This is a genomic window from Phycisphaeraceae bacterium, from assembly GCA_019636555.1.
GTDB lineage: Bacteria > Planctomycetota > Phycisphaerae > Phycisphaerales > UBA1924 > JAFEBO01.
This window is the reverse complement of record JAHBXH010000001.1, coordinates 167,253-183,752: the sequence shown is the minus strand read 5'-3', so window position 1 is coordinate 183,752 and position 16,500 is coordinate 167,253. Positions and strand designations below refer to the sequence as shown.

At 62.6% G+C, this 16,500-nt stretch carries 10 protein-coding genes; 9 read left to right on the top strand and 1 reads right to left on the bottom strand.

Features of this window, described 5'->3' with window-relative positions; genetic code table 11:
• Window positions 1-98: 98 nt before the first annotated feature.
• Window positions 99-1,670: a hypothetical protein gene (locus tag KF691_00735; GenBank protein ID MBX3387957.1), complete on the bottom strand. Its 1,572-nt coding sequence runs from the start codon at window positions 1,668-1,670 to the stop codon at window positions 99-101.
• A gap of 208 nt (window positions 1,671-1,878) precedes the next feature.
• On the opposite strand from KF691_00735, the gene lpdA reads away from it, so the two are divergent.
• From lpdA to KF691_00690, 9 genes are all read left to right on the top strand, one after another.
• A complete protein-coding gene (gene lpdA, locus KF691_00730) occupies window positions 1,879-3,465 on the top strand; it encodes a dihydrolipoyl dehydrogenase (GenBank protein ID MBX3387956.1) in 1,587 nt (528 codons plus the stop codon).
• A 144-nt stretch (window positions 3,466-3,609) separates the two neighbouring features.
• On the top strand, window positions 3,610-5,967 hold the full coding sequence (locus KF691_00725) for an alpha amylase C-terminal domain-containing protein (protein ID MBX3387955.1): 2,358 nt from the start codon (window positions 3,610-3,612) through the stop codon (window positions 5,965-5,967).
• A 133-nt stretch (window positions 5,968-6,100) separates the two neighbouring features.
• Window positions 6,101-7,600, top strand: a complete 1,500-nt coding sequence (locus KF691_00720) for a hypothetical protein (protein ID MBX3387954.1) — start codon at window positions 6,101-6,103, stop codon at window positions 7,598-7,600.
• A gap of 197 nt (window positions 7,601-7,797) precedes the next feature.
• Entirely contained in the window at window positions 7,798-9,501 is a 1,704-nt protein-coding gene (locus KF691_00715; GenBank protein ID MBX3387953.1) for a PQQ-dependent sugar dehydrogenase, read from the top strand.
• 73 nt (window positions 9,502-9,574) lie between these two features.
• Complete coding sequence (locus tag KF691_00710) at window positions 9,575-10,639, top strand: hypothetical protein (GenBank protein MBX3387952.1); 1,065 nt, start codon at window positions 9,575-9,577, stop codon at window positions 10,637-10,639.
• A gap of 91 nt (window positions 10,640-10,730) precedes the next feature.
• Window positions 10,731-11,504 (top strand): hypothetical protein, encoded by a 774-nt coding sequence (locus KF691_00705; protein MBX3387951.1) that lies wholly within the window; start codon window positions 10,731-10,733, stop codon window positions 11,502-11,504.
• 190 nt (window positions 11,505-11,694) lie between these two features.
• Complete coding sequence (locus tag KF691_00700; protein MBX3387950.1) at window positions 11,695-12,777, top strand: hypothetical protein; 1,083 nt, start codon at window positions 11,695-11,697, stop codon at window positions 12,775-12,777.
• Window positions 12,778-12,814: 37 nt separating this feature from the next.
• Window positions 12,815-13,615, top strand: coding sequence for a hypothetical protein (locus tag KF691_00695; GenBank protein ID MBX3387949.1), 801 nt, complete (start codon window positions 12,815-12,817; stop codon window positions 13,613-13,615).
• A gap of 377 nt (window positions 13,616-13,992) precedes the next feature.
• Window positions 13,993-16,476, top strand: coding sequence for a VCBS repeat-containing protein (locus KF691_00690; GenBank protein ID MBX3387948.1), 2,484 nt, complete (start codon window positions 13,993-13,995; stop codon window positions 16,474-16,476).
• Window positions 16,477-16,500 lie beyond the last annotated feature (24 nt).

The following is a 16,500-nucleotide window of genomic DNA, read 5'->3' as shown; positions in this document are numbered from 1 at the left end:
CCAACATTGTTGTGTCAAGAATGAGGGCACACGAAGACGCACGCCCCCGTATTGACGCGCCGCGGGGGCGACAGAAGGCGACTCTTCCGACGTCGGGCTCACGGACAAATCAACTCGTTGTACGCCGCGACGAAGATCACAAAGTCCGCGTCATCCACGAAATCGTCCCCGTTCAGGTCCGCCGGACAACCGGTCGGCATCGACGGATCGAAGCAATCAAGGATGTTGTACGCATTGACGAAGATGACGAAATCAGCATCATCGACAAAACCGTCTCCGTTGAGATCGCCCGGACACGACGACTCGGTGCACACCAGACGCGTTTCCAGAATATCCGGGTACGTCTGGCCGTCGAACGGAACCGGGTCTTCGAGCGCGATCTTCGTGAGCACGAACGGCGTCACGCGCACCTCGACCGGGATCGGCGCGAACAGCAGGTAGCTCACGGCGCAGTTGTCGTTGCCGCTCTCATCGGTGCGGATGAACATCTGGTCGGGCGAACCGATCGGATTGACCGAGAACGGATAGTTCGAACCGACCAGTACGTAGTTCGACGCGTCGCGCGCCTGCGGCTGCTCGATCGCGTCGTACCCGAAGCTGCGGCCATCGGGGTATTCGGCGCGCCACTGAGCCTGCATGTTGACAGGATCGACGACCCACATCTGCGCCGCGCCGTCGCCGTCGCCGAAGATGCGTGTGCCCGAAGAGAGCAAGTTGCCGCTCGCGACGACTTCGAGCGATGCCGACGCGACCTCAACGTCATCGAGCACGTTCACCGCGAGCACGGCGCCAGTCGCCTGATCGAGACGCAGATGCATCGCCGAGGACTGGCCGACATAATCGGGAGGCGTGCTCGTACGCCCGACAACAGCGATGTTTCCGCTGCTCAGAATCGCGATGCCGCGGCCCTCGTCGGTCGAGTCAAAGTCGGGCAGAATCTGATCGTACAGGTTGCACCATACGACGTTTCCGTTTCGGTCGATCCGCGCGACCAGCGTGTCGGCCTTGTATTCGTCCGTCGCCGGCAAGTAGTAGCTCACGCCGCCGGTGACGAAGTAGTCTCCGCCCGGAACGAAAGCGATGTCGGTGAAGTACGTGTCGAATGTGTTCTCGATCGGACCGAAATAGGCATTGTCGAGCGACGGAGATCCGTCCGCCGCGGCCACTCGAAGCAGCTGCGCGCCGCCAGTCCCGCCGCCGAAGTACCGACCGACCAGCACAATGGATTCGGGAGTACCCGGCTCGATCTTCATCCCGCCGCTCGGATACGAATACGCCCCCGGGTAGCGCCTGATCCAGAGAGGCGTGCCGGCGCCGTCGGTGCGCGTGAGGCAGACGGCGAAGTCATTGAAGCCGGAATAGAACCCAAAGACGATGTCGCCGTTTGCGAGCGGACGGACGGCGGCACCGCTCTCGAACTCGCCGTCCACGTCGAAGTTGCGCGACCAGATCGGCAGCCCATCGGGCGCCACGCGCGTCAGCGTCGCGGCAGACTGAAAGCCCCCCGTGTACGTGTCGCGCTCCCCGGCGAGCACGACATCGAAGTTGGACATAACCGCCGCGTCTTCAACATAGTGCCGCTGATCGAATCTTCCATTGACGCGGTTGACAAGCTGCCCGCTGGCAGCACCCGCGATCACGACGCTGGCGATAGCTCCGATTCGCACCATTGGATCCCTCTCTTTCGGTGGCCGCGCTGGCCACGCTTCCCCACGCTACCGCGAACTTCACACGGGCTCAATGCTTTTTTGAGGCTTCACAAAGAGTTGTTCGGGCTTCGCCGCAGCTCCAACTCGACGAACGCCGTTTCCTATAGTCGCCTCCTCGCGTCGGGAGCCCAAGTCGGGCCTCTCCGGCGCGTATAGAAAGGATGCACCAGTGGCCGAGCGGCACTTTGACGTTGTGGTAATCGGGGGCGGGCCGGGCGGATATGTGGGGGCGATTCGGGCGGCACAGCTCGGCTACAAGACCGCGATTATCGAACGCGACAAGCTCGGAGGCGTCTGCCTCAACTGGGGGTGCATCCCGAGCAAGGCCCTCCTCGCGAACGCCGAGATCTTCGAAAAGCTGATGGAGCGCGAGACGTGGGGACTCAAGATCAACGGCGATGTCGGCGTCGATTGGGGCAAGACGATCACCCGCAGCCGCGAGGTCGCCGGGAAGCTCAACAAGGGCGTTGAGTTCCTGATGAAGAAAAACAAGATCGAGTTCTTCAACGCCAACGCAAAGATCGTGAGCACCGGCAAGCCCGGGACACAGCCGGGACCGAACAACCCCGTCAAGATCCAGATTCAAGAGTGCAAAGTCCAGGCCGAGCTGACCAGCGCGCCCGCAACGCCCGGCGCTGTGAAAGAGACCATCACCGCAACCTACGTGATCGTCGCGACCGGTTCGGTTGCACGCGAGCTTCCGTTCGCCAAGTTTGACGGCGACAAGATCTGGGGCGCGCGCGAAGCGATGTTCAACAAGGCCCAGCCCAAGAGCCTGATCGTGGTCGGCGCCGGCGCGATCGGCATGGAATTCGGCTATCTCTACCACACCTTCGGAACCAAGGTGACGGTGGTGGAGATGCTGCCGCGGATCCTGCCCGTGGAGGACGACGATGTCTGCACGGCAATGGAGCGGCTCTACAAAAAGCACGGGATGGAGATTCGCACCAACACCGGCGTGACGAACATCGAAAAGACCGGGAGCGGCGTGAAAGTGACCGTCGCGCCGATGCTGCCCAATCCTCAGGGTGGGGGAAAGCCAGACGAGAGCAAGAAGGAAACGCTCGAAGCCGAGAAGGTGCTGCTCGCGATCGGCGTGAAGGGTCGCTACGACGGCCTCTTTGATCCCGCGCTCGGGCTCGAGACGTTCAAAGAGCACATCAAGACCGACTACGACGCGAGCAAGCCCGAGCCGCGCGCGATCGACTACAAGACCAATCTTCCCGGCGTCTACGCGATCGGCGACGTGATCGGCCCGCCCTGGCTCGCGCACGTCGCGGGCGAAGAGGCCATGCTGTGCGTCGAACGCATCGCGTGGAAAGACAAGAAGCAGGAGCACGGAAAGCCGCTGCACGAGCCGATCCCGATCGACTACACCATCGTCCCCGGCTGCACGTATTGCCACCCGCAGGTCGCGAGCGTCGGCTTCACCGAGCGCGCGCTCAAGGAGCGCGGCCTCGTGAAGGGCAAGGACTACGACGTCGGCTCGTTCCCGTTCACGGCGCTCGGCAAAGCCATCGCGACCCGCAACACCGACGGCTTCTGCAAGATCATCCGGGGCCTGCCGCGAGGCGAGATCCTCGGCGCGCACATCATGGGCGATCAGGCGACCGAGTTGATTGCCGAGATGTCGCTCGCCCGCCGCCTCGAAGCGACCAGCGAAGAAATCATCTGCACGATGCACGCCCACCCGACGATGCACGAGGCAGTCCGCGAGTCCGCGCTCGCGAGCGAGGGACGAGTCGTGAACGCATAACAAGCGTCCCGGCATTCCTGCTCGCGGTTGAACACCAAAGGCTCGGAACCCCGCCCCCCGACGCGGCGTATACATCTCACTGGCTTCATCAAGGCCCGCGCTATCGGTCTCTCTGGACATAAAGAAAGTTTCATTATGCACGCCATGCGCCGTCCATCGCAGCTTCTATTCCTCGCCGCCATTCTGTGCGGGCCGGATTTCGCTCTTGCGCAGATCGACAACAACGTTCAGTGGCAGGGCGTGAGCCACACCGGCTGGAATGATCGCCGTCCGCGCGTGCCGCGCAGCGGCGAATCGTTCACCATCCGCTTCCAAACTTTCCACAGCGATGTCTCCAGCGCGCGAGCCCGCATCGACGACGGCTCGATTCACTACACCGACGCATCGGTCGTCGGCAGCCGCGGGCCGTACGACCTGTGGGAAGCGACCATTCCCTCGACCGCATCCTCCACACTGAACTACGTTCTCGAAATCACCGACGGCTCCGACACCGACTTCTACTCCGCCAAGGGGATGACCGAAGACCTCGATCTCTCGCAGCCCTTCGCGCTGAACTTCTCAACACTCGAGCACGCGCCGATCGGCGCGACGCCCGTCAGCGGCGGCACGGTCTTCAACGTCTGGTCGCCCGCGAGCAACTCGTGCACCGTCCGCGGCACGTTCAACAATTGGGGTCAATCCGCCCCCCTCGCAAAGATCGGTGAACACTTCGTCGGCTTTGTCGCCGGCGCCGCACCCGGCGGTCAATACAAGTACTTCTTCAACAACTCGGTCTGGAACTCCGACCCGCGTGCCGCGGCACTCGTTCCGAACAACAGCTACAACTCGATGATCGTGGATCCCGATGCGTACACCTGGCAGGTCAACGACTTCTCGTCCGCCCCGATGGAACAACTGGTGGTCTATCAGTTGCACGTCGGTTCGTTCGCCGGCCGCAACGATCCCATGGGAAGCACACCCAACCCGTCGCGGTACATCGACGTCGCGGCGCGGGCCGATCACCTCGCCCAGCTCGGCGTCAACGCCGTGATGCTCAACCCGGTCAACGAATTCCCGGGCGATTTCTCCGGCGGGTACAACACGGTCTCTCCCTTCGCGATCGAGTCCAAGCTCGGCACGCCCGATCAGTTCCGCCAGATGGTCGATGCGCTGCACGCGAGGGGCATCGCCGTACTTCTCGACATCGTGTACAACCACGCGTCCGCCGCCGACAACATCCTCTGGAATTTCGGCGGCTCGCAGCAGTATTTCGACGCGAACGCGGTCGATACGCCGTGGGGCGCGCAGTGCGATTACGACAAGGCCGCCGTGCGCCAGTACTACATCGACGCCGCGGAAACCATGCTGACCGACTACCGCCTCGACGGCTTCCGCATGGACGCCGTGATGTACATGACCGACTCGGGGCTCACGCCGCAATGGTCGAACGGCCAGAAGATCATCCGCGCGATGCACGACAACGTGAGCAATCGCCACGCCGACAAGCACACCATCGCCGAGCTCTACATCGACAACCGCTGGGCGACCGACCCGACCTCGACGGGCCTCGGCTTCACCGCGCAGTACCAGAACGAATTCAAAGAGGCGGTCCGCGCCGCGATCTTCGATGCGTCGTTCGGTTCGCCCAACGTCACGCGCGTCGCCAACGTGCTCGACGGTCAGGGCTTCGGTGTCTCCGGCAGCAGCGTGCTGAATTACTTTGAACTCCACGACGATTGCTGGCCGCTCAACGGAACGCAACGAGCCGTCGCCCGCATCGATACGACCGCTCCGGCCGATGATCAATTCGCGCGCAGCCGCACCAAGATCGGGCAGGCGTTCAACCTGCTCTCCCGCGGCGTGCCCGCCATCGTGCAGGGCACCGAGTGGCTCGAAGACGAAGGCTGGGAATCGAGCCGCCTCGATTGGTCGCACAAGACCCGATACCCCGGCATCTTCAAGTACTACAGCGACCTCATCGCGCTGCGCACTTCCGAACCGGCGCTGTTCGCCAACTCTCCGCTGAACGTCTTCCACATCAACGAGTTTTTGGACGTGCTCGCGTGGGAGCGTTCGAGCGACGGCGCCGGCTCATTCGTCGCGCTCGTGAATCTCTCCAACACCGATCGCAACGACTACCGCATCGGTCTTCCGCGCAGCGGCCGCTGGGTCGTCGCCATGAATTCGAACGACACGCAGTACGACGGTCCCGGAGGCGGTCCTTCCGGCATCGTTCCGATCGAGGGCATCGCCTCCAGCGGTTTCCCGCAGTCGGCGGTCTTCAATTTTCCGCCCCGCACGATGCTGCTGCTCAAGCACATCGCCTGCCCCGCCGACTTCAACGCGGACAATCTCGTGGACGATTCCGACTTCGTTGTCTTCCTCAACGCCTACAACATCCTTGATTGCGCCGATCCGTCGATGCCGGCCAACTGCCCGGCCGATCTCACCGCCGACGGCGTCGTAGACGATGCCGACTTCGTCGATTTCCTCGCGGCATACAACGAACTGCTTTGTCCGTAAGCCGGTCCGCCGGTTCGTTCACGCACGCATCAATTTCTTCTTGATTCCTTCGGACATCCGGTAGACTCGGGCTGGTTCTGGATGCGATGCGCCCTCTCCACCGCGTCATCGGAATCGCGCAGAGGAGCCGAGCATGCTCAAGAAGTTCACGCCATTCGTCGCCTGCGCGCTGACCGCGTGCGCATTTTCGGGCGCCGCCCTCGCCGGCGGGCTCACCATCGTCACCCACGGCTTCAACGCGAACATGACCTGGGTCAACGCGATGGCCGACGCCATCGCCAAACGCGCCGGCACTCCGGGCGTCGATGTGACCCGCGTGAATCTCGTCGTGACTCAGTCCGGTTCGAATCTCGTCGTCACCATGTCTCCGATCGCCGTCGCGCCCGAAGCCACCTTCACTTCCGGAGAATTCGTCGTCGGCCTCGATTGGACCGCGATCGACTCGTTCGCCGCGGCATCGCGCCAGCCGACGCCAGAGGAAATCCAGGATTCGGTCCCGACTCAAACCGTTGCCGCCGCGGTTTTCCAATACCTGCAAACCTGGTCTTACGGCGGCAAGCCGATTCTCGCGCACCCGATTCACCTCGCCGGCCACAGCCGCGGCGCGGTGCTCATGGCCTCGCTCGCTACGAATCTCGGGCAGCGCGGCATCTACACCGATCACCTCACCACGCTCGATCCCTACAACGTGACACTCTTCGGCGATGCCGCGCCCACCGTCGCGAGCACCGTCGTCTTCGCCGACAACATCTGGCAGGACAGCGCGTTCCCCAGCGGCAAATCTCTCCCCGGCGCTTTCAATCAACACCTCGGCCTGCTCGGTACGACTTCCAACAACCACAGCTACATCCACACCTATTACTTCGGAACGATCGACACCTCCGCGACCGGCGATGGCGAATGCAGCGGCTGCATCAACCCGGTCTGGTACACGCAGGACGTCGATCTCCACTCCCGCGCCCAAAGTGGCTTCTGGTATTCGCGCATCGCCGGGGGCGATCGCACCGGTTCTCAAGCTGCCGCGGGTCTCTTGTCCTCGCTCGGCGGCACAGCCGTCATCGGCTCCGGCGGACGCCAGGCCGTCACCGTCACCCAGCCCGCTTGGCCCAACGCGTTCCGCGTTCAGACCAATTCGCTCTCGATCACTCCGAATCAATCGAACTTCACAGAGTTCGACTATCAGGCTTCGGGCTCATCGGCACAGGTCAGGGTGTACGCCGCCGATGATCGCAATCCCAGTCACGGCGGCATTCTGCTCGGCACAGCCACACTCCCGCCCGCATCCTCGCCCACACACGCCATGGTCGTGTGGAACACCGTGCCCCCGGCGCGCTCGGAGCCGTACCGCATCCATCTCGCTATCACCGATCTCGGCGCCGGCGGCCAGACGCGCTACGCCTACGACGCAAACTCGGTCACCGTGCTCGCGCCTCCCTGCCCGGGCGATCTCAACGGCGACAGCGTTGTTGATGATTCCGATTTCGTGCTCTTCGCTGTCGCGTACGACATCCTCGATTGCGCCGCGCCGAACATGCCCGCGAATTGCCCGGCCGATCTGAACGGCGACGGCTTCGTCGAGGATGCCGACTTCGTCATCTTCGCCGGTGCGTACGACGCGCTCTTCTGCCCGTGAACGAATCGCCAGATGTACATTCTTTAAGATCGCCGACTTTCTGGCCATCGCCGCGGCACGCACAAACGCTCCCGCCCGCGAAGTGTTTCATGAACGTCAATTCCGTTTCATTTGCGACGAAATCGCTTGGTGCGGCCGCCGCGTGCTGGTACGCTTTTGCAGCCTTGAATCACCAAAAACTTCAGGAGTTTGGAAAGATGCCATTCGTGCCAGCGCATGTTTGTCGCCCTGTCGAGTCCGCCTTCTGCGCGAGCAAAGCCGCTCGCCGCAGTTCGAAACGAATCACCTTGGTCGCGGGCGTCGCAGCCGGATTGGCGCTCTGCTCGCCTCTCTTCGCCGCCACGCTGCCCGCCAATTTCGCCGAAACCAAAATCGGCACCGCCAACAACGGCACCGCGATGGACTTTTCTCCCGATGGCAAGCTCTACGTGCTCGAACAAACCGGCACGATGAAAGTCTTTTCGGGCAGCGGCACGGTTTGGACGCAGATCGCGCCCAGCGGCAACTTCTTCACCGGCGCGCCGCTCACCGTGAGTTCCTCCGGAGAACGCGGCCTTCTCGGCATCGCTTTCGACCCTGATTACATGAACAACCGCTATCTCTACTGCTACTACACGGCCACAACTCCGGCTGTTCACAACCGCATCAGCCGCTTCACCGCCAGCGCCGACGGCTCGCAGGTTGTCGCCGGCAGCGAGATGAAGCTCATGGATCTTGACAATCTGAGCTCCGCCACCAATCACAACGGCGGCGCGATCCACTTCGGCCCTGATGGCAAGCTGTACGTGGCCGTTGGCGAAAACGCCAACAGCTCCAACGCGCAGTCGCTCGCCAACCGCTTGGGCAAAATGCTGCGATTGAACCCGGATCCGGCCAACCCGGTGCCGTCCGACAACCCCTCCAGCTTTCCGAATATCGCGGGCACAACCTCCGGCGACAACCGCGTCATCTGGGCGGTGGGTCTGCGCAACCCGTTCACCTTTGCCTTCCAGCCCGGAACGGGGCGCATGTTCATCAACGACGTGGGCGAGGGAACGTGGGAAGAAATCAGCCTCGGCGCCGCGGGCGCGAACTACGGCTGGCGAACGGTGGAGGGGCCGAGCCCGTCAGGAGTCGCGGGGATGACCTATCCGTTCCTCGGATACCACCACTCAAATGCCTCGGCCACCTTCCCCACGCCCGGCTACACCGGAAACGTCATCGCGGGAGGCGCGTTCTACAACGCCGACAACTACACATTCCCCGCGGACTACGTCAACGACTACTTCTATGCCGACGCCGGCGCGAGTTTTATCCGCCGATATGACTACACCACCAACTCGTCCTCCGGCTTCGCCACCAACGCGGGTTCTCCCGTTGACCTGAAGATCGGCCCCGACGGCTCGCTCTACTACCTCTCGCGCTCCAACGCCGGTGTGTATCGCGTCCGCTACACGCAGGCTCTCGCGCCCTACATCGTCACCCAGCCCGCGCCCAGCCCGACGCTCACGAACTGCGCTCCCGTCACGCTCTCCGTCGTCGCCGGAGGCAGCGGCACGCTCGGCTATCAGTGGCAGAAAAACAGCATCGATATCCCCGGCGCAAACGCCCCGACATACACGATCTCGTCTTTCCCGCCCGCCGACGACGGCGCGACCTACCGCGTGATCGTCTCCAACGGCACGCTCCCGAACGCGACAAGCAGCAGTTCCACGCTCGCGTTCTGCCGCGCTGACCTCACGTGCGATTCACAAGTTGATGACTCCGACTTCGTGATCTTCGCATCGGCGTACGACATTCTTGAGTGCTCCGATCCCTCCATGCCGGCCGGCTGCCCGTCCGATCTCAACGGAGACGGCCTGGTGGACGACGCCGACTTTGTGATCTTTGTGACCGCGTACAACGCGCTGCTTTGTTCATGATTCCGACTACGATCTCGGCCCGCGCCGGCGACTGCGTTTGTGCGCCGCGCGGGAATCGAGAAGAGGGAGCCGCATGAATCCGATTCGTTTCTCAATCTGCGCGATCGCCGCCGGTCTTTCCGCGTTGGCGCACGCCCAGGTTTCGTTCTTTCTCGCCGGCAACATCCCGGGGGGCGAGGGCAATTTCGTCAACGCGCTCTCGGCGCAGCCCGAAGTTTTCAACTTTGACTCCTACGGCAATCTCCAGGAGATCGATCGCGTCTCGCCCAAGATCGACATCTCGCTCGTCGGCCCCGCCGGCGAGTTCCGCTCCTCGACCGCCCGCATCTTCTTCTCCGGTGCGTTCAACACGCCCGGCCGCGTCTATCAGGGCGCGATCCTTCCTTCGACCAGCTCTGCTTCCGGACAACTACGGCTCGATTTCGAAGTCCCCGTCGAAGGCATCGGCGCCTGGCTCTTCGACGACGGCAGCGGCATCCGCAATCACGCCCGCCTCACCGTCATCGACACCGCCGGCAACTCGCACACATCCGACATCCTCGACGGCAATCCTACAGGTGCGCACGGCATCGAAGGCTTCGTCGGCGCGGTTGCCTGCGAAGGAATCATCGCCGCGATCTTCGAGAGCTACGACACCGACACATCCGCCTGGAATTCATCGCACGAGATCGACAACGTACACGTCGGCCGCGAACTGCCCGCTGTGCTTCCGATTCTCAGCCGCCCCTGCCCCGGTTCTTCGCTGACGCTCACCGCGCAGGCGTCCGGCGCAACAGCTTTTCAGTGGCGCCGCAACGGCGTCGAACTCGCGGGTGAAAACGGACCGACGCTCCACATCGCGTCCGTCAGCGGCGCGACCGAGGGCGAATACGACTGCATCATCGACTCCGGTCTCGGGGTCTGTGGCGGCGACGCTACCGCCCTCGCGCGCGTGATCGTCTGCCGCGCCGACTTCAACTGCGACGCCGCCGTCGACGATTCCGATTTCGTCTTCTTCGTCGCCGCGTACAACATTCTGGACTGCGCCGACCCTTCCATGCCCGCCGGCTGCTCCGCCGATCTCAACGGCGACGGCTTCGTCGACGACTCTGATTTCGTCCTCTTCGTCGCCGCATACAACGCGCTGCTCTGTCCCTGAATCCGGGGTTTTCGGCAGCTTGATGCGCCCGCTGCCGCATTCGGCGTCCAATCCACATTGCAACCCTCGAATCGTGGTTTATTCTTGAAGGATGAACAAGAGGCTCGAATTGCTCGCGCTCGGGATCGTCTTGGCGCTTTCACGGGTCGCGCTTTCTCAGCCCATCCTTCTCACGTTCGAAGACATCTCCGGCATGTCCAACTCGCCGGGCGCGACTGTTCCCGCGCCGTCGCGTCTTTCGGATTTCTATCTCGCGCAGCACGGCATTCGATTCTTTTCGGGCTCTCCTTTCGTCGCGGTCGTCGTTCACGGAGCATCCACACCCAGCGGCGTCAACATCCTCGGGGGAACGACGCCCGGCGGCCAACTCACGTACCAGAACTCGAACCCCGTTGAGGCGGCATTCTTCGATCCCTCCGGCTCGGTTCCGTACGTCGTCTCCACTGTTTCCGTCCGAGGCGATCTGACTTGCATCGCGGGAACAAAGACGCTCGAAGCGTTCAGCCTCGCCGGCGTGATGCTCGGTTCGGACACTCAACTCGATTGCAACTTGGACCCACTCGCGGTCTCCGCGCCCGGCATCCACCGAATCCGCATGTACTCGAGCAGCGCGACAGTCGGATTCGACGATCTGCGCTTCGATACTCCCGTTCCCGCACCCGGAACATGCCCCGGCGATCTCAACGGCGACGGATTTGTGGACGACGCCGACTTCGTGATCTTTGTTGTCGCATACAACATTCTCGACTGCGCCGATCCGTCGATGCCCGCCGGGTGCCCCGCGGACTTGAATGGCGACATGCTGGTGGACGACGCGGACTTTGTGGTGTTTGTTGCCGCGTACAACGAGCTTGTCTGTCCTTGAACAGCCCGCTTTTCCAGCGAATTCGAACATGAAATGAATCACGTCGCGGACGGGGCGATCCGTTCATTCGCCCGAAATCGCATCGCTTTTGGCATGCGGCGCGGTATCTTTGAATTGGAGCGTGTTCGCGGTGGATGCATACCTGCCGGTCACCGCGTGGACGCTCTCTCGCCCGTCGGGAGTTGCCGGTATGCAAGGATCAAGCCGCTTTTCTTCCATTTCTTTGCTCGCGATTCTGTTGTGCCACGCTCCGGCGATCGGCGCGCTCAAACAATCGCTGATCACCGCGCCCGGCGGATTCCTTCAGGCCGCCGCGGGGCCCAGCTCGTGCGGCTGCGGCCCCTGGCCGGGCGACGACTGGTTCACCGTCTACAACGCGCCTTTCGATTCGCACGAATCCGCTTTTGCCGGAAACTCTTCCGCTTCTCACTCCGCCTCGTATTCGTCGGGCAGTGTTTCGACCAGCGCGAGCGGCACGGCCGCGATGGGACACGCGAGCATGGAGGCCGCCGACGCGTTCCCGTCGACCACGTTCTTTTCCATCGGCGTCGCCAATGGAGGCTGGAAAGACACGTTCCTCATCAACAACCCGGCGCACACCGGTCAATCGGGCATCATGCAGTTCACCGTCGATGTCGTCGGTCGGCTTGACGCCACCGGCGTGACCGGCGCCGCATCAATCGCAACCACCGCTTACAAAGACAACGTTCAACTCATGAGCCACCCGCTCGCCAATCCGGGAAACTCCGATCTGATCAGCACCGATCGCCAGTACGGCAACTGGAGCATCGCGACCTACGGCAATCCGCCCTCCGACGGAAAAAATGTCAACGGAACAGTGACCTTCGCCGTGCCTTTCACCTTCGGCACGTCCTTTTCCCTCGGCGTCTATGTCAGGAGCACCGCCGGCCAGCGTTCCTCCGGTGGTTTCGGTGATCCTTCAACTTCGCACGTGACCCTCGCCAGCTTCAGCTGGGGCGGCATCAGCAACATCTATTTCGGCGGCTCTCCCGTCTCCGGCTCGACCATCGTCTCCGGAACCGGGATCGACTGGACCCCGCCGATCAGCGGCAGTTGCCCGGGCGACATCAACAACGACGGATTCGTCGACGATTCCGACTTCGTCCTGTTTGTCGCCGCGTACAACATTCTCGATTGCTCGGACCCGTCGATGCCCGCCGGCTGTCCCGCAGATCTGAACAACGACGGATTCGTCGATGACGCGGACTTTGTGATCTTTGTCGGCGCGTACAACCAGTTGCTCTGTCCCTAGCTGATTCCAATAGTTTGTGCCAACTCTGGAGGTTCCCATGCGAACACGTTTGTTCCAGATCGGATTCACTCTCTCCATCGCCGCCTCAGCCTGCTCCGCCGCGATCGTCACGCGCAACGCCAGCTCCGCCGCAAACGCCGCCGCGACCCGCGCACAGTGGCTCGCCGACTGCGGCGTCGCCGCGCCGACATACCTCGTCGACTTCGAATCCGGCTTCTCTCTCGGCCAGAATGTCTCCGGCGTGACCGGCCTCTTCCCAGGCGGCCTTGTCATCACTGATACGTCAAGCGCTCACAACGCCATCATCCGCGGCAGCGGCAGCTTCGGCGGCTCCAGCCCTAACGGGAGCTACGGCGTCGCCCACAACGAGCAGCAATTCCTCGAACTCTCGTGGCCCGAGCCCGGAGTGGACGGAGTCGGGTTCGCCGACATCGATCACGCCGGAACGACTATCTATGTCGATTTCTCCGGCGGCGGCACGGTGCAGTTCTCGATCGAGACCACGGGCTCCGGCGGCGTCACGGGAGAATTCGTCGGCATCTGGCGCAACGACATGCCCCGCATCATCCGCCTTCGCCTCGATGCGAGCGGCGACGGAAGCTGGGGCGTCGACGACATCCAGTGGATCGCCTCCGGTTCATGTCCCGGCGACATCAACAACGATGGATTCGTCGACGACTCCGACTTCGTCCTGTTTGTCGCCGCGTACAACATCCTCGACTGCGCCGATCCTTCCATGCCCGCAGGCTGCCCCGCAGACTTCAACGGCGACAACTTCGTTGACGACTCCGACTTCGTGATCTTCGTCGGCGCATACAACGAACTCATCTGCCCCTGAACTCTCTTCCGCTGTTCAAAAGCCCGACGTCCCACATCCGCACGTGGCACCGCTCTTCCGGGCGGTGTGCTTTTTCTCCAAAGCCCCTTCCCGTGGGTGGGGGAAGGAAGGGGTTGGCGGAAGGGAGTGTCTTTCGCACATGCGTGCCATCCCCTGATCTTCCCTTCTCTCCGCGCTCGCCGTGTCTCTTCGGTGAACTTTTCCTGAGTCCGCTGGCGCGGCAATATCACATCCGCCATTCGAAAGGCACGCACACCTCTGTGCCCTGCCGCATTCCTCCGAAGCTCGATCATTCAATTTCCCTTTGCCCTCCTTCCCCCTCCCTGTAGACTCGTGAAATCAACGGGTTTTCCCCGCAGACGGGAGGGTGAAACACAATGCGCAACTACTCCTTCGCCCCTGCCGCGATCGTCGCCGCAATCGCCGCAGCCGCAACTCACGCTGATCCGCCCCTCGTTCCCGACAATTCTCTCTTCCGCGGCAGCCAAACTGTCCTTCCTGATCTCCACGATTGCTGCGTCCAGAATCTGACCCCAACCCAAACCCGCGTCACCGCCGCAGCCGGCACACTCATCAGGATTTTGCAGACCCGCTCCGGGCAGCCGCCGCAATCTCATGTCTTCGACATGGCGCCGCGCATCCCCGAGCGAATCTTCCCCTTCAATTCAGCGAACCCCGGGCTTGTCATCACAACCAAGGACGAAGTGCTCTACGCCCCCGTTGACCCGGACGGCGTGCCACTTTCCCTCCAGCAGATCCTCGATAGTTCGCTTGAACCCTTCGGCGGCATCCGCGTCGCCATCGGCGATGTCACCGGCAATGGCCAACCCGATATCGTCGTCACCGGAAACGAAACAGCCTCCGTGCCGCAGTACCGGCCCATTATCAGAGTTTTCAAAAACGACGGCGCCAACCACTTCACCGATCACCAGACCATTCTGCCGCCAGTCTCGGTCGGCTTCGTGACCTCGATCAAGTGCGGCGACATCAACAACGACGGCCGCCCCGAATTCTCATTCTGCGCCACCAACGAGTCCTATTTCCTGACATCCATTCCAAACGGAACGCTCGCCTATCTCGATACCGCGACCGGCCTTGCGCAGAACACCGCGCCGCCCCCGCTCGACGGCTTCGCGGGCGAGTGCGAATTCCACGATCTCAACGGCGACAATCGCGACGACTTCATCGCGCCGCTCCCCTCCGGCGGCTTCGCGGTCTACCTCGCGCAGCCCAATTCAATTCTCGGCGCGCCCTCGATCACTCCCGGCGACATCCTGCAGCGGATCGTTTGTGCCGATTTCGACGGCGATGGAAACACCGATTTCTTCGGCGCCGGCGGCAACATCGGCGCCGCGTCCTTGTATCCCGGCCTCGGAAACGGCTCCTTTGCCGCGCCGATCACGATGGACGGCCCCGCAAATCCCAGTCGCGTCGGCATCATCATCCCGCCGATCGGCGAAACCTTCCCCGCGCGCGCCTTCTTCTCTGTTCACCGTGATCCCGAGGTCATCCAGAATTACCTCATCACACCCGAAGGTCCGGTCTCTTCCGATCGCCAGCCGTTCAAGAACGAATTCGGCAGCGCGATCCAGCCCAGTGCCGCCGCGCTCGCCGACCTCAACGGCGATGGTTTCCTCGATCTCGTCACCTCCGAAGTCGGCCGGAATCTCTTCTTCAGTCTCAACACCGCCGACGGTAGCGGACAACTCCTTCCACCCTTGCAGGACCGCGTCGATCAAATCCGGCATCTCGCCACGCTCGCGCCCGCGCCCGGCGAAGACGCCCGCGCCCGCATCGCGACCAACATCGAGAACCAGCCACTCGGACTGATCCTTCGCCTCGATTCGCCGAGCGAGCCTTCCGGCTGGGAAGTGCCGCAGGTCATCAATCTCCCGCAATCCGGCGTCGGTGTTGCGACCGGCGATCTCGATGGCGATGGCACTGACGACCTTGTTTTCACTCACACCAGCGGCCCGGCGGCATTCACCCGATTCATCCAAGATGAATCAGGCATGTTCGTGAGCGGCGCTTCCTTCGGCGCGCCCGGCAACTGGCCTGCTGTCGCGTGCGCCAATCTCAACGGTCAACTCGGCGATGAAGTCATCCTCGCAGATCCGGTTAGCGGCATTGTGCAGACATATCTCAATAACGGCAGCGGCAGTTTCTCTCCATCCGTTTCCGCCGCGAGTTCTCTTCCCGTGCCGCTCTCGAACAACATCGTCACGGGCGATGTGACCGGCGACGGCGTGCCCGATGTCATCATCGGCGCCGGTTTCGCCGGACTCAGCAACGGATCGGTGCGCGTGCTCCCCGGTGATGGATTCGGCGGCCTCGGGTCTTCGATCGGCATCCCGACCGATGCGCCCGTTGTCAGTGTCGCGGTCGCGGACCTCGATGGCGATGGCCTGCTCGACATCATTGCCGGAACACTGCCGCCGCTTCCTTTTGTTGATGGGCGCTTCGCGGTCATCTTGAATACGCCCTCCGGCTTGCCCCTCAAACCGACATCGTTCCATTACATCTCCGGAGATCCGAAGACGGTTCTTGTCGCGGATCTCAAGCACGCCGCGAGCCAGCGTGAAAAGCTGAGTCTCGCCGCGCTCTCCGTCGCGACCGCGCCCGGCGAAGGTCTGACCGTGATCGACATGGTCCCGAGTTCTGCCTGCCCGGCCGATCTCAACAACGACGGCTTTGTTGAAGATTCCGACTTCGTGATCTTCCTCGCCGCGTACAACATCCTCGACTGCGCTGATCCGTCGATGCCGGCCGGCTGTCCCGCCGATTTCAACTCCGACAACGCCGTCGACGACGCCGATTTCGTCATCTTCGTCCCCGCCTACAACGACCTCATCTGCCCGTGACCGAATCTCACACCGCTCAGGTGG